Annotated in this window: 10 protein-coding genes; 6 read left to right on the top strand and 4 right to left on the bottom strand. The window is 34.6% G+C overall.

The window, feature by feature from the left end:
• Positions 1-18: 18 nt before the first annotated feature.
• The 3 genes from XYLOR_RS04280 to XYLOR_RS04270 form a co-directional block, all read right to left on the bottom strand.
• Positions 19-2,472 carry an alpha-L-arabinofuranosidase family protein gene (locus XYLOR_RS04280; RefSeq protein WP_036877272.1) on the bottom strand — a complete coding sequence of 818 codons (2,454 nt, stop codon included), beginning with the start codon at positions 2,470-2,472 and terminating at the stop codon, positions 19-21.
• 101 nt (positions 2,473-2,573) lie between these two features.
• Entirely contained in the window at positions 2,574-3,746 is a 1,173-nt protein-coding gene (locus tag XYLOR_RS04275; RefSeq protein WP_036877270.1) for a class I SAM-dependent rRNA methyltransferase, read from the bottom strand.
• A gap of 16 nt (positions 3,747-3,762) precedes the next feature.
• A complete protein-coding gene (locus XYLOR_RS04270) occupies positions 3,763-4,407 on the bottom strand; it encodes a 3'-5' exonuclease (RefSeq protein WP_036877267.1) in 645 nt (214 codons plus the stop codon).
• A gap of 365 nt (positions 4,408-4,772) precedes the next feature.
• On the opposite strand from XYLOR_RS04270, the gene XYLOR_RS04265 reads away from it, so the two are divergent.
• The 5 genes from XYLOR_RS04265 to XYLOR_RS04245 all read left to right on the top strand — a co-directional run bounded on the left by XYLOR_RS04265 (position 4,773) and on the right by XYLOR_RS04245 (position 12,051).
• A complete protein-coding gene (locus XYLOR_RS04265) occupies positions 4,773-7,229 on the top strand; it encodes an FtsK/SpoIIIE family DNA translocase (protein WP_036877265.1) in 2,457 nt (818 codons plus the stop codon).
• Between the two features lie 11 nt (positions 7,230-7,240).
• The gene (gene lolA1, locus XYLOR_RS04260) at positions 7,241-7,846 is read left to right on the top strand and encodes an outer membrane lipoprotein periplasmic chaperone LolA1 (RefSeq protein ID WP_036877262.1); all 606 of its coding nucleotides are present in this window, start codon (positions 7,241-7,243) and stop codon (positions 7,844-7,846) included.
• Between the two features lie 11 nt (positions 7,847-7,857).
• Positions 7,858-9,351 carry a DUF5687 family protein gene (locus XYLOR_RS04255; protein ID WP_154655661.1) on the top strand — a complete coding sequence of 498 codons (1,494 nt, stop codon included), beginning with the start codon at positions 7,858-7,860 and terminating at the stop codon, positions 9,349-9,351.
• Positions 9,352-9,988: 637 nt separating this feature from the next.
• A complete protein-coding gene (bla, locus tag XYLOR_RS04250; protein WP_036877257.1) occupies positions 9,989-10,870 on the top strand; it encodes a class A beta-lactamase in 882 nt (293 codons plus the stop codon).
• Positions 10,871-11,607: 737 nt separating this feature from the next.
• Complete coding sequence (locus tag XYLOR_RS04245; RefSeq protein ID WP_036877254.1) at positions 11,608-12,051, top strand: T9SS type A sorting domain-containing protein; 444 nt, start codon at positions 11,608-11,610, stop codon at positions 12,049-12,051.
• A 21-nt stretch (positions 12,052-12,072) separates the two neighbouring features.
• Here the strand turns inward: XYLOR_RS04245 and XYLOR_RS04240 are convergent, their stop codons facing one another.
• Positions 12,073-13,281 carry an MltF family protein gene (locus tag XYLOR_RS04240; protein WP_051508857.1) on the bottom strand — a complete coding sequence of 403 codons (1,209 nt, stop codon included), beginning with the start codon at positions 13,279-13,281 and terminating at the stop codon, positions 12,073-12,075.
• A 130-nt stretch (positions 13,282-13,411) separates the two neighbouring features.
• On the opposite strand from XYLOR_RS04240, the gene hisG reads away from it, so the two are divergent.
• Positions 13,412-14,263 (top strand): ATP phosphoribosyltransferase, encoded by an 852-nt coding sequence (hisG, locus tag XYLOR_RS04235; RefSeq protein WP_036877252.1) that lies wholly within the window; start codon positions 13,412-13,414, stop codon positions 14,261-14,263.
• The last annotated feature ends 3 nt before the right edge of the window (positions 14,264-14,266 follow it).

Here is a 14,266-nt window from a genome sequence, read left to right as displayed (position 1 = left end):
TCTTGCGAGTCATATTTATTATTTTTCAATTCGTATTATATTAAGTGAATATGAAGGAACATCAAGTATGACATTGTCTTTTGATGGAGATAAGGTTTCTTCAACTGGATATACTTTCGTTGGATTATCAAATGTGTTTTCATCATTTCCACTCGTTGATGTCAATCTTGTTACTCTTGCTTCCTTTATATCATAGTTTTTGATATTCAACTTTGCAGTAGTATTTACAGAACTTGTATTTACGATTTTTACAAATATTTCTCCTGTATTATCATCTATTGAAGCATTTGAAAAGACACCAGGACTTGTGTTCTTACGTAATTTTGCATTTAAAATATTATTTTTATCAATGTAACATTTTGCGCTATCACCATCAACCTCAATCTTAATATCATACCATCGCCCTTTTTCTATGTTCCCTGGAACTGTAGCTACTTGAGATTTACCACCATTCACAATTTGTTCTAGTCCATTTAATGTATTTCCCCAACCACCAAGATTAAACCAACAATAGTTTTGAGGATCTTGATAATTAAAAAGAACTAGAAATCCTTCATTACCAGCATCTTTTCTTGCCCTTAATGTGTATGTATATTTACTTCCTGATATCTGTCTGTCTAGAATCTCAACACAAGATTCTTTATTAGATTTCTGTATCAAAACACCATTATCTGATTTCCATTCACCATTTACTGACTTAAAGTCCGATGTATTATCGCATGCATCACTAAATTGAGTCTGGCTTGATTCTACTTTAAGATTATCAAATGATGATTGAGTTCCCCATGTACCTACACCTACTTGATATGATTGAGGCTTTGGCTCTAAAACCTCTACGTTTTTGTAAGGGTTTGATTTAATGATATTTACGATTCTTGTTCCTATATTTGATGCCATTAATTTCTGCACATAATATGATGGTGTGCACATTACTTTGCTTGAATTGTACCTTATCATATCAGGTTGCCATGCAACATTATTTTCATTAACAAATATAGGTGCGTAACTGTTCATCTCAACTACGTCTGAATTATTTTCCATTCCCATCATATAAACAGCTTCTCCTAAAGCAGCATTAAGGTTCCCTACCCTTCCAAAGCCTTGAGTGACAGCGTATTCCCCACAATAAATTTTAGAACCACCACGCGAATAAAAGTCATATTTGTTAAAATTATTGGTAAACCATGCAGGATTTCTATAATAGTGCTCATCAAGAAGTTCAGCAGCTTCTGCATTATCCCATTTAGGATCGTCTGTACCCCAAGCAGCGACATTACCGATAAGATGCATTTTAGGGTATTTTGCTAATACGGCTTCCTTAAACTTTTTGAATCTTTCGTAGTAATGATCGCTCTGACTTTTGATACTCTGATCAGGCTGGTTATTTTCATTCCCAATTTCAAGGTATTCGATATTAAATGGAGCCGGATGTCCATTTTCAGCACGTATTTTACCATATTTGGTAGAAACATCGCCGTTAGCGTATTCCAATGCATTCATACACTCATCTATCCAAGGTTTAATTGAATCAATTGGGGTCATTCCTCCATGCCAAAGTCCAATATTCACAACATAAAGAGGCTTGGCATTGATATCTTCTGCCAACTGAAGAAATTCATGAAATCCCATTCCATCTGTCGTGCGATATCCCCAATTGCGATTAATATGCCCAGGCCTTTCTTCTATAGGCCCAATAGTCCTCTCCCAATGAAATGCATTATCAGAATTATCTTGTCCCTCAACGAAGCATCCTCCTGGGAAACGCATAAACTTTGGGTGAATATTATACAATAATTGGGCTAAATCAGGTCGACAACCATTTTCTCTATTTTTAAATGTAGGAGGAAATAATGATACTACATCAAAATCGACAGTTCCACAACCATTTGCTAATATATAAAGGCGCGCATTATTATCGTTACCGTTAGATATTATTGTAGTTGTATATTTATCCCACTTTTTTGAAATTTTCTTATCAATGACTGCCTCTGCATAAGAAACAACACCATTCTGGTCCATTAAAGCGACTTTTAAAGTTCCCTTAAGTTTGCCTTTTGCCCAAAATGAAAGTTTATATGTACGGCCTTGTACTGCATTTATCCCCCAGTATCCCCCATTAGATATTCCCGACAATGCCTTCGGAGATGCGACGAACTTTACCTCTAATGCGTGCTTGTGCTTATCATTAAGCATTTTGTTGCTTATCAGTTCCATCTTAGCGCTTGCACCAGCAGTATCATATGAGCGCCAATTTTCAGCTATTGTATCATTATCTTCAAAAGAACGATTTCTAATTAGTTCGGCATAAAGCCCTCCATCAGCTGCATGATTTATGTCTTCAAAGAAAAGACCATTAAGCATTTTACTGATTTCGATGCCTTTTTGAGAAGGATCAATATCAATATTTATCTGCGCATTTACGGATACAACAGATAAGAATTCGAACACAAAAAATATAATTTGTTTCTTCATAAGTTATTATAATGTTAATAGATTAAGTGACAAAAATACACCTTTTTCTATTATTATACAATAACTTATGAATATTTTTTCTATTTTTAAGGACTTTTGTACTATTCAACGTACAAGACGAGACCTTTAAGATATTCACCCTCAGGATGATATATGTTTATAGGATGGTCGGCCGGTTGATGTAACTGATGCAATATTCTAACCTTGCGGCCAGTCATTGCGGCTGCGGTGAAAACAGCATTGCGGAAGTTGTCTTTTGTAACAACCTGAGAACAACTAAACGTAAAGAGAATGCCTCCATGTTTGATTTTCTCAAATGCCTTAAGATTAAGTCTGGTATAACCTTTAAGAGCATTTCGTAATGACGATCTATGCTTGGCAAATGCAGGTGGATCTAGTATTATAAGATCATAAGTATCAGGTGCTCCATCTAGGAACTTGAATGCATCCTCACAAAATGACTCATGACGATTATCACCGGGGAAGTTTAGTTCTACATTTTTGTTGGTAAGGTCTATTGCTTTTGCACTGCTGTCAACTGAATGTACTAATTTTGCACCTCCACGCATTGCATAGAACGAAAATCCACCTGTATAGCAGAACATGTTTAATACAGATTTCCTTTTTGAATAATGTTCTAACAAACTGCGATTCTCACGCTGATCTACAAAGAAACCAGTTTTCTGACCTTTTAGCCAGTCTACATGAAATTTTAATCCGTTTTCTATTGCTGTATTGTCTTCACTGCCACCATAAAGGAAACCGTTTTCCGGATCCATGAAAGGGAGTGTTGTCTCACTCTTATAGAATACATTTTTTATTCTGCCTTCCATAACTTTAACTAATTGTTCGGCAACTTCTTTTCTGCATAGATGCATACCAATACTGTGTGCTTGCATTACTGCAGTTTCTCCATAGATATCTATTATCAAACCAGGAAGATTGTCTCCCTCACCATGTATCAGTCTGTATGTATTGTTATTAGGATCATCTGCAACACCAATAGACTTGCGCATATCAAAAGCTGATTTTATGCGTGAGAACCAAAAATCATTGTCTATTATAATGTCATGGAAAGACAATACGCGAACAGTTATTGATCCCTGCTGGAAATGTCCTACAGCTATAAAACTGCCATTTGAAGTAATAACTCGTACTGTTTCACCCTCTTCTATGCCATCATCGAGATGCTGTATGGCGCCAGAAAAAATCCAAGGATGAAAACGATTAAGACTTTCTTCCTTACCTCTTTTTAGATATATCTGCTTATACATATTGTTTTTTATTTTTCTATTCAGCTATGGTCTCTTTAACAACTTCAGGTACAATCACAAGTTCATAATCATCAGTAATCTCTAAACGTTGTAACTCTTTATATATCATTATGCAAGCCCAAGCATCTGTTGCCGCATAAAGTTTTTGTTTATCATTTAGAATCTCACTATCCCAGTTTGTCAACCTTTGGGCTTTGCTAATCTTCTCATTGAAGAGATTTGCATATAATTTCTGCAAACTGAGATCTTCAATACCTATTTCTTTGACATGTTTCTGCAGATCATAGAAAGCCCCCGGTGTAAATTTAGCTCTTTTGTTCAGTGCCATTACGTCATCGTTGAGAGATAATCCAATTTTGGGCACATTTCGAGATTCCAATAATCTTATTATTGCAGGAGTCATTCCTATCATGTTGAGTCTAAAAAGGAAGCATGTATCTATTGTAGATACTTGTAACAGAGATACTTGATAAGTTACGCCTTTTTTAAATGAAGGTCTTGTTTCTGTGTCTATCCCCAAAATAGGTTGAGACATTAGATATTCTACCGCTTTTTCAGTCTCTCCGGGAGTTATTATAGTGATAATTCTTCCACTGAAAAGAATCCGTGGAAGAGATTTGATGTCTTTTTTATCAAACTTATTATATATTGTTTTCTTCATCTCTTTCTATTACGTTTGAACCATAAAAATATAGTTGACTTAATAAGTCGGATGCAAAAGTACAAAAAAAAAGCAATATATCGTTTAGTTTATACAAATTTTTCATTATCCATTGCAGATGCAACTCCTCCATTATTACTTAGAATCTATAATATAGAATAAAGTGAAATTCTCAAAATCAGTGCATATTAAAAGATATTACGTTTGATGTGCAAATTAATCACGAACCTATGATAAACAGTCAAAGACGTACATTATATAATTAAAGCAATGAAATATTAAAAATTGGCATAAAATATTAAGCCATATAATTTAAAATCTAAATTAAATGTGTATCTTTGCATTCGTAAAAACATGAATTTTAAATGAGAAAGAAAAAAACCGAACGCAAACCTCTCTCGTTTAGTGAGGCTATAGGTTTTAAAAATATGTTCCAAAACGAGAAGGCAGTGTTCCTTTTCGGAGTTATTCTGTTAGCTATCTCGATACTGATGATATGCTCATTTGTGTCATATTTTAGTACAGGAGCAGCCGATCAGAGTCTATTGGAAAATCCTCGAGGAAGCGAGTTACTTAATGCAACAAGAGAATTCCAGAATTATTGTGGATCTATTGGTGCCTATACAGCGTTTTTCTTGATTAAGAGATGTTTTGGAATCCCCGCTTTTCTTATTCCAATATTCCTGATATTCGTATCTTTAAAAAAGATGGGAGCATATTCGGTTAATCTCTGGAAATGGTTTTTCTGTACAATGATAGTTATGATATGGAGTTCTATAACATTGGCAAAATTTATATCACCTATCTTTGTAGACAGTTTTTTTAATCCTGGAGGTGATCATGGTATGTATGTATGCCAATGTATTGAGAATCTAATAGGCCCGCCTGGTATTACGGCTGTGCTGGCATTCACTGCTCTTGCCTTCCTAACATATCTCACAAACGAAACAATAAGTGTTGTTAGGAAAATGCTTAATCCGGTTAAATATATAACAAAAGTTGGTTTTACTATAACTAATAATTCGAGAAAAGGTACAGATGATTCTGATAATAATATAAAAACAGAAGAAGATCCTGCTGTCTTTGATGATCCTGCCATTCAAAAAGTAGAGTTTGTTGGCTCAGATGCAGAAATAGTAACTCTGGATAATCCTGTGTCTGATAAAAATGAAAGTGTTAAGCCTGCCGTGTCACATTCTAGTGAAAGACTAAATATATCAGACGGCAAAGAAATGAATATTATTACAGGTAAAGAAGAAGAAAAGGCAGACAATAATATTGTTGTCGGAGGTATAACGATGGATAAATATGATCCAAAGAGAGATTTGGAAAATTATCATTACCCCACCCTTGATTTACTTAAAAAATATGAGAATGACGGTAAGCCATATATTGATATGGCCGAACAGACAGCTAATAAGAACCGTATCGTTGAGGTTCTTAAAAGTTTTGGTGTTGAAATTCGGACTATCAGTGCAACAGTCGGTCCTACAATAACATTATATGAGGTAACTCCGGCAGAAGGAATAAGGATATCAAGAATAAGAAATCTTGAAGATGATATTGCTTTAAGTCTTTCTGCCCTAGGTATACGTATTATAGCTCCAATACCTGGCAAGGGAACCATAGGTATAGAGGTTCCAAATGCCAAACCAAACATTGTTTCGATGGAAAGTATCCTTAACTCTAAGAAGTTCCAAGAAACAAACATGAAACTCCCTATTGCCTTGGGTAAAACAATTTCGAATGAGGTTTTCATGGTTGATTTAGCAAAAATACCACATCTCCTTGTTGCTGGTGCTACTGGACAGGGTAAATCTGTCGGCCTTAATGCTATTATAACATCCTTATTATATAAGAAACATCCTGCTGAACTGAAGTTTGTCCTTATTGACCCAAAGAAAGTTGAATTCAGCATATATCGTACAATCGCAAATTATTTTCTTGCAAAAATACCCGAAGAAGATGATGAACCAATAATAACAGATGTAACTAAAGTTGTAAAGACTCTGAATAGTCTATGCAAAGAAATGGATCAGCGCTATGACCTTCTTAAACTAGCCGGTGTACGTAAGGTAGAAGAGTATAACGAGAAATTCAAAAATCGCCAGTTGAATCCAGAACACGGACATAAATTTATGCCATATATTGTTGTTATTATAGATGAGTTCGGTGATCTGATAATGACAGCGGGTAAGGAAATAGAAATGCCAATAGCTCGTATTGCCCAATTGGCTCGTGCTGTAGGCATACATATGGTAATTGCCACGCAACGTCCTACCACAACAATAATAACTGGTAATATCAAAGCCAACTTCCCTGGTCGTATGGCGTTTAAGGTAAGTTCAATGATGGACTCAAGAATTATACTTGACCGCCCAGGCGCAAATCAACTTATAGGTAGAGGTGATATGCTTTTCTTAAGTGGTAACGAACCTGTTCGCGTGCAGTGTGCCTTTGTCGATACACCTGAAGTTGATCGTATTAATAAGTATATCGCTCAGCAACAAGGATATCCTTCGCCTTTTGAACTTCCAGAGCCCGATTCGCCTAACGAAGATGGTATAGGTACGGAAATGATGGATCTTCAACATGTAGACCCTCTCTTCGAAGAGGCAGCAAGGCTTATTGTTCTTAATCAGCAGGGATCAACAAGTCTTATACAGAGAAAATTCTCTATAGGGTACAACCGTGCCGGAAGATTAATGGACCAGTTGGAAAAATCTGGTATAGTAGGTGCTGCACAAGGTAGCAAGCCTAGAGAAGTAATGATAACAGACGAGAACAGCCTTGAACAATTATTGAATGGAATAAGACGTTAATTAAATATATTATGAATTTTAAGATTAACAATTTGATTATTATTATGCTATTTTCTTTTACAGGATTAGCATCAGCCCAGACAGCTAAACAAGTTTTGGACAAAACAGCACAGGTAATAGGTTCACGTAGTGGAGCAAGTGCTAATTTCACAATGTCCGGAAACAAATACGGCAATGTTAGTGGTACAATTTCTATCAAGGGCAAAAAGTTTCATGCATCCACACCTCAAGCCATCATCTGGTTTGACGGAAAGACAGAATGGACATACGTAAAGAAAAACGATGAAGTGAATGTAAATAATCCTAATGAGGCACAGCTTCAAAGAATTAATCCCTATAATTTCATCAATATGTACAATAATGGTTATAAATATACTATGACAACCTCTGGCGAAAAATATATTGTACATTTAACAGCATCATCACCACGTGCTATACCGGAAATGTATATAACAGTAAATAAGGGTACATTTCAACCATCTGTTATAAGAATGCGTCAAGGCAAATCATGGAGTACAATTACTATTAGTAATTTTCGTAACAAAAATCTTAGTGATGGGATGTTTCGCTTTAATTCTAAAGAGTTTCCTAAGGCAGAAGTCATTGATCTCAGATAATAATAAATGGTATGTATAGATTATTGCGCAAAAATATAGTACTATCAGAACGACGTAGCCCTATTTGGTCACAAAATAGGGCTGCTAAAATTGGTCTCTATATAATGGGCGCGTTTGCATCTTTATACCTTATATTAATTTCAATATCATTGGCTTACGCAGCTAATAACGATAAGTCATTTACAGGTGGAGAGCTCCTTTTCGGAATAATGCCTTTTATACTATTAGTAGATTTCCTTTTTAGATTTGTCGCCCAGCAGACACCGGCCCAATTAGTTAAGCCATATGTCCTTTTGCCCGTACCCAGGTACTCATGCATAAATTGCTTCGTTATATCGTCTCTGCTTTCATGGGGAAACATTGTGTGGTTCGCTTTGCTTATACCATACCTAATAATGGCTGTTACATTCAGTGAAGGTATATTTGTGGCAATAGCTTATCTGCTTGTATATTATATTATGATATTGGCGAATAGTCAATGGTATCTTATATCGCGTACACTTATTAATGATCACATATGGTGGTGGTGGATGCCGGCTATTTTATATGCAATAATTTATATGCCACTGTACATAACAGGCAAATTGAATATAGATAAATTCTGCTTATTCTATTCACATATAAGTAATTATATAACATCATTCCCTATTATAGTATTTTTGTGTGCTATATTAATACTTGCTATATTAGTTTTAATTAATCGCAGATTGCAATATGTATATACATGGAAAGAACTCGGAAAGGAAAAAACGAAAGCATTAAAAAATGTAAGTAACTTCAACTTTTTTGATAGATATGGACAAACCGGCGAATTCATTAAGCTAGAAGTCAAGAGTATTATGCGCAATAAGAAGTTGCGTAAATCATTTATTTCAGCAATAGCTGTTATCTTAATGTTCAGCATGATAATATCATTTACGAGCACATATGGTTCAAGCATGACTTTCTTTTGGATGTTCTATAATTTTTCAATTATAGGTGCTATGCTTATTGTGAAAATTATGGGAATAGAAGGAAATTACATAGATGGTTTACTTGTACATAAAGAAAACATTTTAGCTTTACTTACAGCAAAATATTATTTTTATTCAGCATTGCTAGTTTTGCCTTTTGTTTTACTTCTTCCAACAGTTTTTACAGGTAAGTCAACTCTTTTTGAGCTGATTTCGATAATGTTATTCACTGCGGGTTTATGTTATTTTCTTTTCTTTCAGATGGCAGTATACAACAAAAATACTATACCACTCAACAATAATCTTATATCTAAAGGTGGAATTGAAAGTAACTATATACCTATGGTCGTTAACATTTTAGTATTCTTAGTTCCAACAATTTCTTATTCAATTGTACATGCTTTATTTGGAGATATACCTGCTAATTTTATGATGCTGATAATTGGCATTATTTTTATTGCCATACATAAAATATGGCTTAAAAATATATATGTTAGGATGATGAAACGCAAATACGATAATTTAGATGGTTTCAGGTCATCAAGAAGGTAATTATAGCAAAGTGAACTTCGCAATATATTTTTTGTAAACACTGTCACAATACCACAGATCCTCTGTATCAGGCACTTACGTGAAATGTATATGCCACCAAATGCCACCAAAATGTCACTAATAACTAATAAGACTTATATACTATTTGTCAGAGTATAGCTTTTACTTTGTCGGAGTATATCTATTGCATTGTCAAAGAATAGCTTTTGCATTGTTAGGGCTTAGCTTTGAAGATGCAAAAGTATAGCTCTTAACATCAAGGGGTATTTCAGTGGCGTTTGGTGGCATATTAATTTACGACTTGCACTGGATAATGTGTTAAATATCAGTAATATACAGCGTAAAGTGGCATGGTGGTATTTTATTTATAAAAATATTCCGTAAAGTGAAGGCCATAAAATATGCAAAGCCCTCAGACATTTTATTAGATAAGTCGTACAATTACCCTTCAGCCACATATGCTATCAGTCAATTAGTTACGAGATATTTAAAGGTAAAGCAGAATTATATTACCATATAAGATGATGCTTTTTTGTAAATTATTTGTGCCGAGTTAATATTATTTGTATCTTTGCACATGGTGTAGTAGCCGTTGCATAGAATAGATAATCAGACGAATCAATCAAAATAAAACAAGATGAAAAGAATAATTTCTTATCTCATATTCCTTTTTGTTTCTTCTTTCACGTTTGCACAAACAGATGGTATCAGAAAAGGAATAAACAAAATAATTAAAGGGAAACATGCAACAATAGGTGTTGCAATTTATGATACTCAGACTGGAAATACACTGAATATTAACGGTGATAAACATTTTCCGATGCAAAGCGTTTTTAAATTTCCCATCGCACTAAATATTTTGACTAAGGTAGATAAAGGAAAGATGAGTCTGAATGATTCCATTTTCATCACAGCCAAAGACCTGCTCCCTGGAACATGGAGTCCAATTCGTGACAGATATCCTGAAGGCAATATTAAAATGCCTCTGTCTGAAATCATTCGTTATACGATTTCACAAAGCGACAATAATGGATGTGATATTCTCATACATCTGTTAGGTGGAACATCAACTGTTAATAGTTATATCAGTTCTCTTGGCCTTACAGAAATGAAAATAAAAAAGACAGAAGCAGAACAACATATTACTCCTTCTGCTCAATTCTATAATTGGACAACGCCGACTTGTGCCATTCAATTGCTAAGATTATTTCATGAGAAAAAGATATTATTGTCAGATTCGAGAGACTTTTTGTTTAAGACAATGACAGAGACATCAACTGGTTCGGTGAAAACTGAGATTCCTCAAGATGTTATCGTAGCTCATAAGACGGGCTCTGCCTTTTTCCCTGGTAGCTATGTGGTAAACGATATTGGAGTAATGCAGATACCCGATAATCACACAATACTGTATGCCATATTTATTATGAAATCGAAAGAAAGTAAAGAGAATAATTATAAAATCATAGCAGATATTGCTAAAGTTGTATACCAACAAGCTACATCAGAAATATCTAAATAAAAGCATGAGGAACTCAAAGTCTTGTGTTTATATGAAAGTTTTCTTCATTTTTCATATAAATCTTTTGAAAATCACTATTTTCAAATATACTCAAAGCTCTTTTTATCAGAAAGCAGTTCAGAGAGATCTTTAGCGTAATAAGTATTATAGTTCAGAATATGGTTAAGGAATCATATCATCCATGTATTTGTATGATACACGCTATGAAACTGCCTTCTATTTAGCACAAACCCTTTTGTGAAAAGACAAATAATTATTTATAGAAAGCATCATGCTGTTATACCACAACCGCTGTAATCATCACGACTACAGGTGTCCACCCATGTCGTCTCCTCCGAAATCTGTCGGTGGGCACTGCGAAATATAGATTCGGGAAGGAATCGAGTCGACCGTCCTCTATATGTTCGTTAATCATAGTAACATGCATGATGCTTGTATTTTAGATAAATACTAAAGATATGCGCCTAAAAAACTTGAAGACGCTTGTCATAGGTTTATTAATTTTGTTTTTATAAATGGTTAAATATACATTTGTCTATTAAAGACGTTGATTAAATTTTCGTACAAATGTACTCATTAAATATAAACGTACAATAAATATATAGAAATATTGTATATATTTTTAATTTTACTGCTAAATTGATAGGAATTTTAGTTTTTTTAATTATGCCATGATGATTTATATAGTATTTTTCTTTATATTTGCAACGAGAATCTTATAATGAAATTGTTACATTATGCATCTTAAATCAATAATTTTATATTTCCTCCTGTCATGTCCTTTGTGCGTATTGGCAGAAAATAATTATCATAATATTACCATTAATGGGAAAAATATTGATAAGAAGGTAAATCAAATAACATTTGATGGTGATAAGATTTTTTTTCATTGGAGTGACGGTAGTACATCTCGTGAAGCATCAAAAGTTATAATGGATATTTCAGATTCAATAAACATCAATGATATTAAGATTTTTTCTATTGCCGGATTTCAGGGGAGCGATTTGATCATAGACGGTTTGAATCCGAACCAAAATCTCTTCATATATGACATTTATGGAAAAATTATGATGCGAACGATAGCAATAGCGGCTCGTGCTGATTTGAAAATAAATAAGTTGAATACTGGCATATACCTACTTAAGGCTAATGATGCTGTAATCAAATTTGTAAAGAAATAACTTCAAATTAGTGATTAATCATTATACATGAAATCTGTAATGTTTCTTTGCCCGATGGGGTGTCATATAATCGCTGTTAAAAGATGGAATATGGTGTGAACCTCCTCTAAAACTACCAGGACGGGCCACTCCCCTATATTGCGCCCAACGCTGACGTATCCTATCTACATAATCTACTGTTTCTGTTCCTCTCATATATCCATGCTTAACAATTGGATCATTATAATATCGGGCGTTGCACAACTGTAAAATATAGTATGAAACATCAGCCCAGCGATACTGATCCCTACCGCTTTTATTTGTCAAGGCCATTGCATCACGTACATGATTATAACCACCATTATAGCAAGCCAGAACAAAATAAGTACGCTCCATTGGGTCTCGAACATCACGTAACTTATTAGATAATTCTATTAAGTATCTTGACGCGGCAGAGATATTCGCTTCCGGATCATATAGATCTCCTGTAGGCAATCCCAAGTGTGCTGCGGTAGACGGCATAATCTGCATAAGTCCACAAGCTCCTGCCCACGACGTTGCCTTAGGATCAAAGCAAGACTCTTGATAACATTGAGCAGCTAACAAACGCCAATCCCATCTTATTGCAGAACCGTAACTCATAAACAGATGATCATATTTAGATATTATTCCACCTTTACTGCTTAGCATAGGAGAGTAAACATGCCGGCGTACACTTCCACTACTTAACAGATATGTCTCTTCCTTATTTATTTGAGCTACCATTTCCGGGCGAAACCATTTGTTTAATGTATCAGCCAATTCCATATTACCTTTTTTTACCGCCCATTGCGTATGAAGACTATCAATTCGTGCTCCACAATAAACAAGAGAGCCCCTACCCTTTATGTTTTTAGGCAATTGGAAGGCAATAATATCTCCGTCTCCATTATTTAGTCTTCTAACTAATTCGGCAGTGTCTCTACACACTTCAACACGCAAACTTACCCCTAACTTCTGAGCAAACTTTTCACATAGAAGATACTGTGTTCCAAATCCGGCACCATGATATTCATAGTAATTTTCAGGACCATTCATAGTAAGCATTATCAGCTCACCATTGTTAACAATATCACTCATCGTAAAGCTTTTCGATTTGCTAACTGTATCATTCATTGTTTCTCCCCATGGAGCAGTAGCTTTACTTTCTTTATTTGAACACGAAGAAAGAAAGAAGACTGATAAAAATATTATGGTTATAATTTTTTTCAATAGTGTTCTATATATATTTATGCAGATTTATTACCTTCATTATCTAATTTAGATGCAAAAGTAGTCATTTTCTTGCAAATTAATAATAAAATCAGTACTTTTGCATACAATTAATTAGAAAAATAGAAATATGTTGCGTATAGCCGTACAATCAAAAGGTCGTCTTTTCGAAGACACAATGGCGCTGCTCAGTGAAGCAGACATCAAAGTGAGTTCAAGTAAACGCACTCTTCTGGTGCAATCTACCAACTTTCCAGTAGAAGTGTTATATCTTCGTGATGACGATATTCCACAAAGTGTGGCTAGTGGTGTAGCAGATCTTGGTATTGTAGGCGAAAATGAATTTAAGGAACGTAATGAAGATGCTGAAATTGTAGATAGGCTTGGATTCAGTAAATGCCGCCTAAGTCTTGCAATACCTAAAGAATCTAAATACGAAGGTGTAGAATGGTTTAATGGGAAAAAAATCGCGACTTCATATCCAATGATACTACGCAAGTTTCTTGATAAGAACAATGTTAAAGCAGATATTCATGTTATAACAGGTAGCGTGGAAATTTCACCGGGTATAGGTCTGGCTGATGGCATTTTTGATATTGTCAGTTCAGGATCAACTTTAGTTAGCAATAATCTAAAGGAGGTTGAAGTTGTTATGAAAAGTGAAGCTCTCCTGATACGCAATAAGCAAATGGATGAAGACAAAATGAAGACTCTACAGGAGCTTCTCTTCAGATTTGATGCAGTTAGAAGTGCTCAAGATAAGAAATACGTAATGATGAATGCTCCCAAATCTAATCTTAGAGAAATTGTAGAGGTTTTACCAGGCATAAAGAGCCCTACTATAATACCATTGGCTGATGATGAGTGGTGTTCAATTCATACTGTTCTCGATGAGAAATGCTTTTGGGAAATAATAGGCAAGTTAAAAGAACTTGGTGCACAGGGTATTCTTGTTACACCAATTGAAAAAATGATATTATAATAA

This window comes from Xylanibacter oryzae DSM 17970, from assembly GCF_000585355.1.
GTDB lineage: Bacteria > Bacteroidota > Bacteroidia > Bacteroidales > Bacteroidaceae > Prevotella > Prevotella oryzae.
This window is presented reverse-complemented; position numbering and strand designations above follow the sequence as displayed.